Annotated in this window: 14 protein-coding genes; 9 read left to right on the top strand and 5 right to left on the bottom strand. The window is 72.6% G+C overall.

The annotated features are described in order from the left end of the window. Positions 1-76 precede the first annotated feature (76 nt). The 4 genes from ACZ3ZD_RS21255 to ACZ3ZD_RS21240 all read left to right on the top strand — a co-directional run bounded on the left by ACZ3ZD_RS21255 (position 77) and on the right by ACZ3ZD_RS21240 (position 4,059). On the top strand, positions 77-766 hold the full coding sequence (locus tag ACZ3ZD_RS21255) for a hypothetical protein (protein WP_467399511.1): 690 nt from the start codon (positions 77-79) through the stop codon (positions 764-766). Next, complete coding sequence (locus ACZ3ZD_RS21250; protein ID WP_467399509.1) at positions 753-1,403, top strand: class F sortase; 651 nt, start codon at positions 753-755, stop codon at positions 1,401-1,403. Before ACZ3ZD_RS21255 ends, ACZ3ZD_RS21250 begins: the two co-directional genes overlap by 14 nt. A 169-nt stretch (positions 1,404-1,572) precedes the next feature. After that, the gene (locus ACZ3ZD_RS21245; RefSeq protein ID WP_467399507.1) at positions 1,573-2,961 is read left to right on the top strand and encodes an aldehyde dehydrogenase family protein; all 1,389 of its coding nucleotides are present in this window, start codon (positions 1,573-1,575) and stop codon (positions 2,959-2,961) included. A 15-nt stretch (positions 2,962-2,976) separates the two neighbouring features. After that, positions 2,977-4,059: a Zn-dependent alcohol dehydrogenase gene (locus ACZ3ZD_RS21240; protein WP_467399505.1), complete on the top strand. Its 1,083-nt coding sequence runs from the start codon at positions 2,977-2,979 to the stop codon at positions 4,057-4,059. A gap of 156 nt (positions 4,060-4,215) precedes the next feature. Here ACZ3ZD_RS21240 and ACZ3ZD_RS21235 read toward each other — a convergent pair whose 3' ends face one another. Both ACZ3ZD_RS21235 and ACZ3ZD_RS21230 read right to left on the bottom strand, forming a co-directional pair. Continuing rightward, a complete protein-coding gene (locus ACZ3ZD_RS21235; RefSeq protein WP_467399502.1) occupies positions 4,216-4,929 on the bottom strand; it encodes an ArsR/SmtB family transcription factor in 714 nt (237 codons plus the stop codon). Between the two features lie 123 nt (positions 4,930-5,052). Next, positions 5,053-5,694: a TetR/AcrR family transcriptional regulator gene (locus ACZ3ZD_RS21230; RefSeq protein ID WP_467399500.1), complete on the bottom strand. Its 642-nt coding sequence runs from the start codon at positions 5,692-5,694 to the stop codon at positions 5,053-5,055. A gap of 79 nt (positions 5,695-5,773) precedes the next feature. Here ACZ3ZD_RS21230 and ACZ3ZD_RS21225 point away from each other — a divergent pair, with 79 nt between their 5' ends. From ACZ3ZD_RS21225 to ACZ3ZD_RS21215, 3 genes are all read left to right on the top strand, one after another. Then, a complete protein-coding gene (locus ACZ3ZD_RS21225; protein ID WP_467399626.1) occupies positions 5,774-6,925 on the top strand; it encodes an acyl-CoA dehydrogenase family protein in 1,152 nt (383 codons plus the stop codon). 59 nt (positions 6,926-6,984) lie between these two features. Then, complete coding sequence (locus tag ACZ3ZD_RS21220; RefSeq protein WP_467399497.1) at positions 6,985-7,272, top strand: YiaA/YiaB family inner membrane protein; 288 nt, start codon at positions 6,985-6,987, stop codon at positions 7,270-7,272. 99 nt (positions 7,273-7,371) lie between these two features. Further along, entirely contained in the window at positions 7,372-7,995 is a 624-nt protein-coding gene (locus ACZ3ZD_RS21215; protein ID WP_467399495.1) for a TetR/AcrR family transcriptional regulator, read from the top strand. A gap of 28 nt (positions 7,996-8,023) precedes the next feature. Here ACZ3ZD_RS21215 and ACZ3ZD_RS21210 read toward each other — a convergent pair whose 3' ends face one another. Beyond that, positions 8,024-8,485 (bottom strand): MaoC family dehydratase, encoded by a 462-nt coding sequence (locus ACZ3ZD_RS21210; protein ID WP_467399493.1) that lies wholly within the window; start codon positions 8,483-8,485, stop codon positions 8,024-8,026. A 115-nt stretch (positions 8,486-8,600) separates the two neighbouring features. Between ACZ3ZD_RS21210 and soxR the strand changes: the two genes are divergently transcribed. Beyond that, on the top strand, positions 8,601-9,059 hold the full coding sequence (gene soxR / locus ACZ3ZD_RS21205; RefSeq protein ID WP_467399491.1) for a redox-sensitive transcriptional activator SoxR: 459 nt from the start codon (positions 8,601-8,603) through the stop codon (positions 9,057-9,059). Between the two features lie 156 nt (positions 9,060-9,215). Here soxR and ACZ3ZD_RS21200 read toward each other — a convergent pair whose 3' ends face one another. Next, positions 9,216-9,818, bottom strand: coding sequence for a hypothetical protein (locus tag ACZ3ZD_RS21200; RefSeq protein ID WP_467399489.1), 603 nt, complete (start codon positions 9,816-9,818; stop codon positions 9,216-9,218). 207 nt (positions 9,819-10,025) lie between these two features. Between ACZ3ZD_RS21200 and ACZ3ZD_RS21195 the strand changes: the two genes are divergently transcribed. Beyond that, entirely contained in the window at positions 10,026-12,815 is a 2,790-nt protein-coding gene (locus ACZ3ZD_RS21195; RefSeq protein ID WP_467399486.1) for a penicillin acylase family protein, read from the top strand. 53 nt (positions 12,816-12,868) lie between these two features. Here the strand turns inward: ACZ3ZD_RS21195 and ACZ3ZD_RS21190 are convergent, their stop codons facing one another. Next, a complete protein-coding gene (locus ACZ3ZD_RS21190) occupies positions 12,869-14,170 on the bottom strand; it encodes a serine-threonine protein kinase (protein WP_467399484.1) in 1,302 nt (433 codons plus the stop codon). Between the last annotated feature and the right edge of the window lie 96 nt (positions 14,171-14,266).

Genomic DNA, 14,266 nt, shown 5'->3' with positions numbered 1-14,266 from the left:
CCCATGGGGTGCATGACGCAGAGTCCAGGCGAAAGAGCGATTTGTATGAAAATCGTCTGAACTCGGAGGATTGCGCATGCCCACCCTGACACTCCCACGCGCCGCCGGTTCTCGCGCGGGCGCCGCAGTCGTCCTCACCGCCCTCGCCGCGGCCGGCGCGTCCTGGGTGGCTGCGCCGAACGCGGCGGCCCAGGGGGAGAACGGCGACATCCGGATCCACGACGAGCGCCACCTGCGCGAGCCGCTCGTGGGGTCGGCCAAGGACGATCCGGTGGTCTGCAGGTTCTATCTGGAGGCCGTCAACTTCGACACCCTCACGGCCGTGGCCTACACCATCACCCCGCAGCCGCCGCTGCCCACAGCCGCCACCGTCACCGGCACCATCCAGCTCGCGGGCGGCGCCGGGCACACCGACCCGCTGGGCCTGGCGGACGGGCAGTACAAGCTCAGCTGGGCCGTGGGAACCCCCGTGGCGCTGAAGGAGAAGGTCTTCCGCGTCAACTGCAAGGACGGCCGCCACGACGGGGACAAGGGCGACAACGGTCCGAACGGGCAGATCGCCGACCACCAGCAGAACGACGGCTCCTGGGGCCAGGGCGGCGACCACGACGGCCCCCGGGGCGGGGTGCACGCCGGCGGCGGCGGCCTCATCGACACGGCCGCCGCGTACTCCCCGGTGGCCGCCGCGGGTGTCGTGGGCCTGCTCGCGGTCGGTGGTGTCGTGTACGTACGGGTGATCCGCCGGCGGCCCCATGGTGCCGCGTAGCCACCGACGCAGGCCCTGGTACCGGACCCGCGCCTACCGCCTCGCCAGGACCGCCGTGCTCGCGGTCGTCCTGGTGTCGGTGGGCTCCCGGTGCGGGGCGGGCGGCGGAGCCACCGGGCACGGCCCGCACGCCGTGGCGGCCTCCGGGGCCGACGCCGCCGCGCCGCCGCCCCGCCCGCTGCCCCGGTCCCGGCCGACGTCGTTCCGTGTGCGCTCCCTGGGCATCGACGCCCCCGTCGCCCCGCTCCGCCTCGACCGGGACCGGCAACTGCAGACACCGCCCGTCGACACGCCCAGGCTGGTCGGCTGGTACCAGGGCGGCCCCACGCCGGGCGAGGCCGGCACCGCGGTCGCCGTCGGACACCGCGACACCAGGACCGGTCCGGCCGTGTTCGCCGGACTCGCCCAGGTCCGGCCCGGCAAACCCATCGAGGTCGGGCGGGCGGACGGCCGTACCGCCGTCTACTCCGTGGACCGGGTGGAGGTCTACGACAAGACGGGCTTCCCCGACAAGGAGGTGTACGGCCCCACCGGCCGCCCGGAACTGCGGGTGATCACCTGCGGTGGCCTCTTCAGCAAGCGGACCGGCTACACCAGCAACGTGGTGGTCTTCGCCCATCTGACCGCCACACGGTGACCACCACCCGATGACCGGCGGACCGGCCGGTGCGGACTCGCCTCCCGCGCCGGCCGGTCCGTTCGCCATGATGTCCTACGACGTCCGCGGCCAGGGAACGTCTGGCGCCGGAAAACTATCATCGCTAGTTTGTGTGCCGGACGACGCGGACCCGCCGGGAGGACACAGCATGAAGGCACAGGACGGCCTGTACATCGACGGCGCGTGGCGCCCCGCCGAGAGCACGGACGTGATCGACGTCGTCAACCCCGCCGACGAGCAGGTCATCGGCCGGGTCCCGGCGGCCGGCGCGCTGGACGTCGACACCGCCGTACGGGCCGCGCGCGCCGCCCTGCCCGACTGGGCCGCCACACCCCCGGCCGAGCGCGCCGCCCGCCTGGCCGCGCTCCGGGACGCCCTCGCGGCCCGCAAGGACGAGATCGCCGAGACGGTCACCGCGGAACTGGGCTCGCCCCTCGCCTTCTCCCAGGCCGTGCACGCGGCCGTACCGATCGCCGTGGCGGGCTCCTACGCCGAGCTGGCCGCGACCCACGCCTTCGAGGAGAAGGTCGGCAACTCCACGGTCCTGCACGAGCCGATCGGTGTCGTCGGCGCGATCACCCCCTGGAACTACCCCCTCCACCAGATCGTCGCCAAGGTCGCCCCGGCCCTCGCCGCCGGCTGCACGATCGTCCTCAAGCCCGCCGAGGACACCCCGCTCACCGCCCAGCTCTTCGCCGCGGCGGTGCACGAGGCCGGCCTGCCCCCGGGCGTGTTCAACCTGGTCACCGGATACGGCCCGATCGCCGGACAGGCCCTTGCCGAACACCCGGGCGTCGACCTGGTCTCCTTCACCGGCTCCACGGCGATCGGCCGGCAGATCGGCGCGGTGGCCGGCGCGGCCGTGAAGAAGGTCGCCCTCGAACTGGGCGGCAAGTCCGCCAACGTCATCCTGCCGGGCGCCGACCTCGCCAGGGCCGTGAACGTCGGCGTCGCCAACGTCATGTCCAACTCCGGCCAGACGTGCAGCGCCTGGACCCGGATGCTGGTCCACCGCGACCGGTACGCCGAGGCCGTCGACCTGGCCGCCGGCGCCGCCGCCAAGTACGGCGACCGCATCGGACCGCTGGTCAACGCCAAGCAGCAGGCCAGGGTGCGCGGTTACATCGAGCAGGGCATCGCCGAGGGCGCCCGGCTGGTCGCCGGCGGCCCCGAAGCCCCGCGCGAGAAGGGCTACTTCGTCAGCCCCACGGTCTTCGCGGACGTGACACCCGAGATGACCATCGCCCAGGAGGAGATCTTCGGGCCGGTCCTGTCGATCCTGCGGTACGACGACGAGGAGGACGCCCTGCGCATCGCCAACGGAACGGTGTACGGCCTCGCGGGCGCCGTCTGGGCCGCCGACGAGGCCGACGCGGTGGCCTTCGCCCGCCGCATGGACACCGGCCAGGTCGACATCAACGGCGGCCGGTTCAACCCGCTGGCACCCTTCGGCGGTTACAAGCAGTCCGGTGTCGGCCGGGAACTCGGCGCGCACGGACTCGCCGAGTACCTGCAGACCAAGTCCCTCCAGTTCTAAGGAAGTCCGACACCCATGGCCGTACGAGCCGCCGTCCTGCCCGCCATCGGCGCTCCGCTGGAGATCACCGGCATCGAGCTGCCCGACCCGGGCCCCGGGCAGGTCCGGGTCCGCCTCGCCGCCGCCGGCGTCTGCCACTCCGACCTGTCCCTGTCCAACGGCACCATGCTGGTGCCGGTCCCGGCGGTCCTCGGCCACGAGGGCGCCGGCACGGTCGTCGCCGTCGGCGAGGGCGTCACGCATGTCGCCGAGGGTGAGCCCGTCGTCCTCAACTGGGCGCCGTCCTGCGGCCGTTGCCATGCCTGCGGGCTCGGCGAGGTCTGGCTGTGCGCGAACGCCCTCAACGGCACCGCCGAGGTCTACGCCCGCACCTGCGACGGCACCGACCTGCACCCCGGGCTGAACGTGGCCGCGTTCGCCGAGGAGACGGTGGTCGCCGCGTCCTGCGTGCTGCCGCTGCCGGACGGGGTGCCGCTGGCGGACGCCGCCCTGCTGGGCTGCGCCGTCCTCACCGGGTACGGCGCCGTGCACCACGCGGCGAAGGTCCGCGAGGGCGAGACGGTCGCCGTGTTCGGTGTCGGCGGGGTCGGCCTGGCCACCCTCCAGGCGGCCCGCATCGCCGGCGCGTCCCGGATCATCGCGGTCGACGTCTCCCCCGGGAAGGAGGAGCTGGCCCGCGCGGCCGGTGCCACGGACTACGTCCTCGCCTCCGACACCACCCCGCGCGAGATCCGCGCCCTCACCGGCAAGCAGGGCGTCGACGTCTCCGTGGAGTGCGTGGGCCGCGCGGTCAGCATCCGCGCCGCCTGGGACTCCACCCGCCGGGGCGGCCGTACGACGGTCGTCGGCATCGGCGGCAAGGAGGAGCAGGTCACCTTCAACGCCCTGGAGATCTTCCACTGGGGGCGCACCCTGTCCGGCTGCGTCTACGGCAACACCGACCCCGCCCGCGACCTGCCGGTCCTCGCCGAGCACGTACGGGAGGGCCGGCTGGACCTGTCGGCCCTGGTCACCGAACGGATCGGGCTGGAAGGCATTCCGGCGGCCTTCGAGAACATGCTGGCCGGGAAGGGCGGCCGGGCCCTGGTCCTCTTCTGACGCCGCCGCGTGCACGGCCGCCGGCTCCGGTGGTCGGGGCGGTGTCGCCGCGTGGGCGGCGGCGGGGTCCGGTGGTCGGGGCAATGCCGCCGCGTGGGCGGCGGCCCGGCCCGCCGCTCAGGGCAGTGCCGACGCGTGAACGGCCGGGTCCGCCGGTCAGCGCAGTGCCGCCGGCTCGATGCCCAGCAGGTCGGACAGGGCCCGCTCGCCCGACGGGGTCACCTTGACGGCCCGCTCGGACCCGATCCGGACGCACCACCCGGCGTCCAGCGCGTGCCGGCACAGCGCGGCCCCCGCCGCCCCGGCGAGGTGGGGCCGCCGCTCGGTCCAGTCGAGGCACGCGCGGGCCAGCGGGCGGCGGCCCCCGTCCTGCAGGGGGATGCCCGCCGCGCCGAACCACTCCAGCCCCGCGTCCGTCAGCGCGAACCCGGTGTCCTGGCGGAGCAGGCCCCGCCCGGTCAGCGCGTCGGTGACGGTGATGCCGAGCCGCCCGGCCAGATGGTCGTAGCAGGTGCGGCCCCGGGCCATGGCGGCGCCCGCGCTCGACTGCCGCAGCGTGCGCGGGGCCCGCCGTACCGCCGCCGCGGGCACCTGCGCGGCCAGGTCCTCGACGAGCTGCGCCACCCGGGCGCCGTTCAGCCGGACGTACCGGTGCCGGCCCTGCCGTTCCTCGGCGAGCAGACCGCCGGCCACCAGCTTGCCCAGGTGCTCGCTCAGCGTGGACGCGGCGACCCCGGCGTGCCGGGCCAGCTCACCCGCGCTCCAGGCCCGCCCGTCCAGCAGCGCGAGCAGACACGCGGCGCGGGTCTCGTCGGCGGCCAGCGAGGCGAGCGAGGCGAGGGCGGCGGCCCGCGGATCCTTCGTGGACATGCCCCCAGCATGCCCCGCCGACGTTTCGGCCCGTCCCGAAGAGTCCTGACGCACACCCGCCGGTACGGCTGCCTGAGCCGTCCGAGGGGCGCGCTCAGGCACGCGGGGCGCCCCGGAGATCCCTCACACGCCCTGCCGCACCCGCTCGTACTGCTGCGCCAGCCCGTCCAGCAGTGCGCTCAGGCCCGTCTCGAAGGCCCGTTCGTCGATCTTCTCCTGCTGCTCGGCGAGCAGGTGGGCCTGGCCGAGGTGGGGATAGTCGGCGGGGTCGTACGCGCTCGCGTCGTCCACGAAGCCCCCGGCGAACGAACCGAGCGCCGAACCCATGATGAAGTACCGCATCAGCGCGCCGATGGACGTCGCCTGGGCCGGCGGCCAGCCCGCGTCGACCATCGCGCCGTAAACCGCGTCGGCCAGCCGCAGCGCCGCGGGCCGGCGGCCGGGACCGCGGGCGAGGACCGGGACGATGTTCGGGTGGTCGCGCAGGGCGGCCCGGTAGGAGACGGCCCAGTCGTGCAGCGCGGTCCGCCACTCCCGGCCGTCCTCGAACATCGACAGGTCGACCAGCGCGCTCACCGAGTCCGCGACCGCCTCCAGGATCTCGTCCTTGGTGCGGAAGTGGTTGTACAGCGAGGGCCCGCTCACCCCCAGTTCGGCGGCGAGCCGACGGGTGGAGACCGCCGCCAGGCCCTCCTGGTCCACGAGATCCCGGGCCGTCTCGACGATCCGGTCGGTGCTGAGGAGGGGCTTGCGCGGTCGGGCCATGGCGCACATAGTAGGGCGGAGAAGAAACTAGCAGTGCTAATTTAAATGTACGGTTTTCAAGGTGTGAGGTGGTCTCGTGGTGAACCTGGGGCTCGGTGAGGAGCAGACGGCCGTACAGCGGCTCGCCCGGGACTTCGTGGAGCGCGACATCGCCCCGCACACCGTCGCCTGGGACCGCGCCGAGGAGGTCGACCGGGGCATCGTGAAGAAGCTCGGCGAGGTCGGCTTCCTCGGTCTGACGATCCCCGAGGAGTACGGCGGCTCCGGCGGCGACCACCTCTCCTACTGCCTGGTCACCGAGGAGCTGGGCCGCGGCGACTCCTCGGTCCGCGGGATCGTCTCCGTCTCCCTCGGGCTCGTCGCGAAGACCATCGCCGCCTGGGGGAGCGAGGAGCAGAAGCGGCGCTGGCTGCCGGGGCTCACCGCGGGCGACCTCGTCGGCTGCTTCGGTCTCACCGAGCCCGGCACCGGCTCCGACGCGGGCAGCCTCACCACCCGCGCGGTGCGCGACGGCGACGACTACGTCGTGAACGGCACCAAGATGTTCATCACCAACGGCACCTGGGCCGACGTCGTCCTGCTCTTCGCCCGCTCCACCGACGCCCCCGGCCACAAGGGCGTGTCCGCCTTCCTCATCCCCACCGACACGCCGGGCCTGGCCCGCCGCACCATCCACGGCAAGCTCGGCCTGCGCGGCCAGGCCACCGCCGAACTCGTCCTGGAGGACGTGCGCGTGCCGGCCTCGGCGATGCTCGGCGAGGAGGGCAAGGGGTTCTCCGTCGCCATGTCCGCGCTGGCCAAGGGGCGGATGTCGGTGGCCGCGGGCTGCGTCGGGATAGCCCAGGCCGCGCTGGACGCGGCCGTACGGTACGCCGGGGAGCGGGAGCAGTTCGGGGGGCCCATCGCCCGCCACCAGCTGGTCCAGGAGCTGATCAGCGACATCGCCGTCGACGTGGACGCGGCCCGGCTGCTGACCTGGCGGGTCGCCGACCTGATCGACCGCGGCGAACCGTTCGCCGTCGAGTCCTCCAAGGCCAAGCTGTTCGCCTCCGAAGCCGCCGTCCGCGCCGCCAACAACGCCCTCCAGGTCTTCGGCGGCTACGGCTACATCGACGAGTACCCGGCCGGCAAACTCCTGCGCGACGCCCGGGTGATGACCCTCTACGAGGGCACCAGCCAGATCCAGAAGCTGCTCATCGGGCGCGCCCTGACCGGGGTTTCGGCGTTCTGAGTACGTTCCTGAGTATCCCGGCGGATGTGGCGCGGCCCGCGTCCGCCGATGCTTGGGCCATGAGTGACACACCGGTCAAGCAGCAGAGCACGGCCGCGTTCTACGGCCAGGCCGTCGCCTCCTTCTCCCTCGCCATGGTGGCCACCGCCATCGGCATCTTCCGCCTCGACGCCAACGCCTGGGTGCGCGGCTTCCTGGCGATCGCCGTCCTCTACCTCGTCACCTCCGCCTTCACCCTGGCCAAGGTCGTCCGGGACCGCCAGGAGGCCGGGCAGCTCGTCAGCCGGGTCGACCAGGCCCGCCTGGAGAAGCTGCTCGCCGACCACGACCCCTTCGAGAAGCTCTGAACACCCCGTACGCTCGGAAAGCCCCGCACGGCTACGCTAAGCGCTCGCTCACCGTCGGCGGTATGGTGGTGCTCCTGTCACGAGAGGGGCGAACGAGCGATGAGTACGGCGGAGGAGACGACCGGCGGCGAAGTGGAGCCGTGGGAAGAGGTCACCCCTGACGCGGCCCGGCGGCTGCTCGTCGCCGCCGTGGAGGCCTTCGCCGAGCGTGGCTACCACGCGACGACGACCCGGGACATCGCGGGCCGGGCCGGTATGAGCCCGGCCGCGCTCTACATCCACTACAAGACCAAGGAAGAGCTGCTCCACCGGATCAGCCGGATCGGCCACGACAAGGCCCTGGACATCCTGCGCACGGCGGCCCGCCGCGAGGGCACCGCCAGGGAGCGGCTGGCCGACGCCGTCAGCTCCTTCGTCCGCTGGCACGCGGGACGGCGCACCACGGCGCGGGTCGTGCAGTACGAACTCGACGCCCTCGGTCCCGAGGCCCGCGCCGAGATCGTCGCGCTGCGCCGGCAGGTGGACGCCGAGGTGCGCGGGATCATCGAGGACGGCGTGGCCTCGGGTGAGTTCGACGTGCCCGACGTCAAGGGGACCACGCTCGCCGTGCTGTCGCTGTGCATCGACGTGGCCCGCTGGTTCACCGTGGACGGCCCGCGCACCCCCGAGGAGGTCGGCGCGCTCTACGCCGACCTCGTGCTGCGCATGGTCGGGGCCGGTTAGGGCCTGCGGGTGAGGACCGGTCAGGGCCCTACAGGTAGTACCGGGCCACCGACTCCGCCACGCACACCGGCTTGTCGCCGCCCTCGCGCTCCACGGTGAAGGCGACCGTCACCTGCACACCGCCGGTGACGTCCTCGACGCCGGTGATCTTCGCGGTGGCGCGCACCCGGGAGCCGACGGGGACGGGCGAGGGGAAGCGGACCTTGTTCGTCCCGTAGTTCACGCCCATCTTCACGCCCTCGACCCGGATGAGCTGCGGCCCGAAGAGCGGGAGCAGCGACAGGGTGAGGTAACCGTGGGCGATGGTGGTCCTGAACGGTCCCGCCGCGGCCTTCTCCGGGTCCACGTGGATCCACTGGTGGTCCCCGGTCGCCTCGGCGAACAGGTCGATCCGCTTCTGGTCGATCTCCAGCCAGTCGGTGTGGCCCAGCTGCTCGCCCACGGCTGCCCGCAGCTCGTCGGGGGAGGTGAAGACTCTCGGTTCTGCCATGTTCCCGGCCCTCTCGCTCGCATCTCTAAGCAACTGCTTAGCATGGTCGGGTCGGGGGGCGATGTCAACGGACGGCGGGCCGGGCACGGCGCGCCGTCTCTGTAGTCTCTGAGGGGTGCCCCAGATTCCCGAGAAGATCCACGAGCTGACCGTCGGCCAGCTGTCCGCGCGCAGCGGGGCCGCGGTGTCCGCCCTGCACTTCTACGAGTCCAAAGGCCTGATCTCCAGCCGGCGCACCCCCGGCAACCAGCGCCGGTACAGCCGCGACACGCTGCGGAGGGTCGCCTTCGTCCGCGCGGCCCAGCGGGTCGGCATCCCGCTCGCCACGATCCGGGACGCCCTGTCCGAGCTGCCCGAGGAGCGGACGCCGACCAGGGAGGACTGGGCGCGGCTGTCGGAGCGGTGGCGCTCGGAACTGGAGGAGCGGATCCGCCAGCTGAACCGTCTGCGCGACCACCTCGCCGACTGCATCGGCTGCGGGTGCCTGTCCCTGGAGAACTGCGTCCTGTCCAACCCGGACGACGTGTTCGGTGAACGCCTGACAGGGTCCCGGCTCCTGCCCGAGGCCCGCTGAGCTTCCACGGCGGGACGCGGGCTCGGTGGACCGGGTGCGGCGCCGTCGTGGCCGTCCGCGCGGCACCGGCGCGCGTCCGCCGAAACGCGCCTGCACCGGGTCCCGATGGGGCGCGGCATCCCCTGCGCACCCCCTGGCGGCCAGGCGGCCCCTCGGTCAAGCCGTCATCAGGAGGCGGCCCCGCCTGGCGTGTTCGAGTGCCTCCGCGCTGAGGACGGGGCGCGGGACCAGGATTCCGCAGTCCGTGCAGACCGGGCCGGACGACGGCTCGTGATCCAGGCCGTACCGCCACACCAGCCGTTCCCCGCCGCAGACCGGGCACGACGAGCCCGGCTCCCGCTCCAGCGCCGCGATCAGCCGGCGCAGCACCACCGCCAGCGGCTCCTCGGGATGCACCCGCGGGTCGTCGCACCAGGCGACCCCGAACCCGCCCCAGGTCATCCGGTGCCAGTCGTCCACGCTGCCCGGCCGGCGCAGCCCGTCGTGCTTCTCCTTCCTGCGTCGCTCGGTGAAGTCGGTCTCGTAGCCGAGCCAGACGTCCCGGGCCTCCTCCAGCTCCTCCAGTGCGGCCACGAGCCGCGCCGGGTCGGGGGAGCGGTCCTCGGGACCGAAGCCCGCACGGGAGCACAGATGGTCCCAGGTCGCCCGATGCCCGTAAGGGGCGAACTTCTCCAGGCACTTGCGCAGCGAGTACCGCCGCAGTGCCAGATCACAGCCCGGATCGCGTACCTGTCTTGCCAGACTCCGGAAACCGGCCATCGCCCTGCACCTCCGTCACACCTGCACCTGTACTTCGGTCACTTCGGCGTCGTCGCACGGACGTCGCCGAATAGACGTATCGACAGGCGATTCGGCTCCATCTCTTCTCCGGATCTCCTTGTGGATTCCAGAACGTGACGCTTGTTCATCTTCAAACGGCGGGATACCGGCGGTAACCTCCGTGCACCCCTGTCGCGAGGAGCTGCCATGCCACGGCGAACCCCACGTATCACCCCTGCCAAACCGAGAACGTTCCACCGACTCCCCGGGTTCCTGAAGACCGCGTCGGTATGCGTCCTCGTCGCCGGTCTTCTCTCCCCGCTCACCCAGACGGCGGTGGCGGCGGTCCACACCACCGCCGCCAACGACTACTGCGGCGGCCAGTGTTCCGACATCCTCCCGCCCGGCGAGAACGGCAACGCCACGCTCGCGCAGATCCTGCTGAACCAGGCCTTCGGCACCCAGCCCGGGCACGCGGAGGACCAGCTCGGCCCCTACGCCAACCTGGCCACCGGCTACAAGGGCCTCACCGACGCCACGGTCAACACGTTCTTCAACGACTCCTCGTTCGGCGTCCCCGCCGACCAGGTCGCCTCCACCGAGAAGCCGGCCGGCCGCGGTGACGTGACGATCGTCCGCGACAAGAAGGCCGGTGTGCCGCACATCACCGGCACCACCCGGTACGGCACCGAGTTCGGCGCCGGTTACGCGGCGGCCGAGGACCGGCTGTGGCTGATGGACGTCTTCCGGCACGTGGGCCGCGGCCAGCTGACCTCCTTCGCCGGCGGCGCCCCCGCCAACCAGGGCCTGGAGCAGCAGTTCTACCGCAGCGCGCCCTACACCGAGGCCGACCTCCAGGCCCAGATAGACAACGCGGTCGCCAGGAACGGCGCCCGCGGCCAGCAGGCCCTCGCCGACGTCAACGCCTACCTCGACGGCGTCAACTCCTACATCGACGCCTCCGACAGCGGCCGCTACTTCCCCGGCGAGTACGTCCTGACCGGGCACAAGGACGCGATCACCAACGCCGGCACCATCGACCACTTCAAGGTCACCGACCTGGTCGCGCTGGCCTCCGTGATCGGCTCGCTGTTCGGCTCCGGCGGCGGCGGCGAGGTCGACAACGCCGTCTCCCTGCTCGCCGCCCAGGCCAGGTACGGGGTCGAGGAGGGCACCAGGGTCTGGGAGTCCTTCCGCGAACGCAACGACCCCGAGGCCGTGCTGACCGTCCACAACGGCGAGAGCTTCCCCTACGGCGGCAAGCCCGCCGACGCCCGGGGCGAGGCCCTGCCCGACACCGGCTCGGTCACCCAGGAACCGCTCGTCTACGACCGAACGGGCAGCGCCGGCACCGCGACCGCGAAGAGCAGCACCGCCACCGCCGCGAAGACCGCCCTCGGCTCCGCCCGGCGCGGCATGTCCAACGCCCTCGTGGTGAGCGGCAAGTACACCGCGAGCGGCCACCCGATCGCCGTCTTCGGACCGCAGACCGGCTACTTCGCCCCGCAGCTGCTGATGCTCCAGGAGATCCAGGGCCCCGGCATCAGCGCCCGCGGCGCCTCCTTCGCGGGCCTGAGCATGTACGTCGAACTGGGCCGCGGCCAGGACTACTCCTGGAGCGCCACCACCTCCGGCCAGGACATCATCGACACCTACGCGGTCGAGCTGTGCCAGGACGACTACCACTACCTCTACCACGGCACCTGCACGGCCATGGAGAAGCTCGAACAGAAGAACGCCTGGAAGCCGACCACCGCCGACGGCACGGCCGCGGGGTCGTACACCATGCGGGTCTGGCGGACGAAGTACGGGCCGGTGGAGTACCGGGCGACCGTGGGCGGCAAGAAGGTCGCCTACACCACCCTGCGCTCCTCCTACCTGCACGAGGCCGACTCGATCATCGGCTTCCAGATGCTGAACGACCCCGACTACGTCAAGGGGCCGAAGGACTTCCAGAGCGCGGCCCAGCACATCAACTACACCTTCAACTGGTTCTACGCCGACTCCCAGCACATCGCCTACTACAACAGCGGCGACAACCCGGTCCGGGCGAGCGGGGTCGACACCGAGTTCCCGGTGTGGGCGCAGCCGGAGTACGAGTGGCGGAACTGGGACCCGGCCACCAACACCGCCGACTACACCCCGGCCTCCGCGCACCCCAACTCCGTCGACCAGGACTACTACGTCTCCTGGAACAACAAGCAGGCCAAGGACTACTCGACCGCGCCCTGGGGCGACGGCTCGGTGCACCGCGGGAATCTGCTGGAGGACCGGGTGAAGAAGCTGGTCGCGGCCGGCGGGGTGACCCGTACCAAGCTGGTGCAGGCCATGGCGGACGCGGCCCTCGCCGACCTGCGCGCCGAGGACGTGCTGCCCAAGCTGCTGAAGGTGGTCAACTCCTCGCCGGTGACCGACTCCACGGCCGCCGCGGCGGTGAGCAAGCTGCAGGCCTGGGTCACCGCGGGCGCCAAGCGCACCGAGACGTCGGCCGGTTCCAGGACCTACGCCGACGCCGACGCGATCCGCATCCTGGACGCCTGGTGGCCGCTGCTGGTCAAGGCGGAGTTCCAGCCGGGGCTCGGCGACGACCTGTACACCGCGATCACGAACAGCCTGCCGGTCGACGAGGCGCCGTCCGCCGGCCACGGCCCCACCGGCTCGCACGCCGGCAGCTCCTTCCAGTACGGCTGGTGGAGCTACGTCGACAAGGACATCCGGTCCGTGCTCGGCGAGTCGGTCCAGGGCCCGCTCGCCCGCAGGTACTGCGGCGACGGCAGCCTCAGCGCCTGCCGGGACACCCTGATCAGCACCCTGAAGCAGGCGTCCGGGATGACCGCCGCCCAGGTCTACCCGGGTGACGACCAGTGCTCGGCCGGCGACCAGTGGTGCGCCGACTCGATCGTCCAGCGCACCCTGGGCGGCATCAAGCACGGCAAGATCAGCTGGCAGAACCGGCCGACGTTCCAGCAGGTCGTGGAGTACACGTCACACCGGTGAGCACACGGGCCGACGGGCGTCGGCGACGGTTCCGGACGCCCGTCGGCCGCACATCAGACGATGCCGCCCGCCGCCAGCACCAACCGCGCCAGTTCGGGGTGCACGATGTCGCTGTGCGCCCCGGTCGGCGCGCCCCCGCGCCGGACCACGGCCGCCGCGTCCACGTTCACACAGCCGGACGCGGGCAGCGGTCCGGCGAGGGCCGCCGCCAGGTCCAGGCGGGCGGTGCCCGGGACGGCCTGCACCCCGTCGTGCCCCACGGCCCCCCAGCGTGGCCCGAGCACGGCCGCGATCTCGCTGCCCGCGCACGAGCGGTCGTCCCCGGCGAGCCGGGACGCCAGCGGGTAGAACGTGCCGAGGGCCGTGTCGAAGTGCGAGTAACAGCTCACCAGCGGGCCGTCGACGCGCCGCTGGAGGCCCTTGAGCACCCCGGACCGGTCCGGGGCCTGCGGCAGCCGGTCCGTGAACGCGTAGTGCGAGAAGGCGCCTTGGAGCAGGGTCAGCGACCTGACCGTGCCCACGCCCGCGGGCAGCCCGCGCAGCGCGAACGCCACCAGCCGGCCGCCGAAGCTGTGCCCGACCAGATGCACCCGCACCGCCGGTGCCACCTCGGCCAACCGCCCGAGGACCGGACCGAGTCCCTGCTCGCCGACCTTCCCGGCCCGCTGCTTCATCCGGTAGTACGTCGCCTGCCGCAGCAGCTCCTTCGCGCCGTCCCACGGATTGGGCAGGCCGAACCCGGCCCCGCCGCCCTCCGGTCCGAGCGCGGCGAGCGCCTCGGCGAACTGCTCGCACGCGGCCACCGGGTCCCCGCCGAACACCACCGGTTCGCCCACCTCGTCCGTGTCGGCCGGCCCCGGGTCCCCGTCGGTGTCCAGCAGCAGCCGCACCAGCCGTCCGAACTCGGCCACCCCCCGCGCGCCGTCGGGCCGTTCGTCCAGCATCCGGGCCAACTGGTCCAGCTCCGGCGCCCGGCCCGGAAAGGCCCCCAGCAGGGCGCGCCGGGTGTCCCTGTCCAGCGCCGGGCGCGGCACCGCCTGCGCCTCCACGGCCGGCGCGGACCTCGGGAAGTCGGGGATCGGCTCGTCGCTGAACCGCATCGACGGCCAGATCACACCGACGTACCCGAGCCGCGCCCTCGGGGCCAGCTTCGGCATCGGGGCGAAGAAACGGCGGTACAGCGCGGTCGCGCCCGAGCGGTCGCTGTTCCAGCCGTGCGAGAAGACGACCAGGTCACCCAGACCGTGCTCGGTGACCTGCGCCGACAGCCGGTCGCGTTCGGGGCCGTCCACGTCCCCGTCCGCGTCGAAGGTCAGCTCCCAGTAGGGAGTCACGCTCATCCCAGCATCCGCCATACCAGGCTCCCTCGTCCCTCGTCCCTCGTCGCTCGGGACACGGTGCGAAACGGTGCGCTTCGTGCGTATCGTCCTGCGGGGATGGGGGGTTGGCCA

This window comes from Streptomyces sp. NPDC023481, from assembly GCF_055560195.1.
The sequence above is the reverse complement of the archived record's forward strand: the minus strand, read 5'-3'. Positions and strand labels throughout refer to the sequence as shown.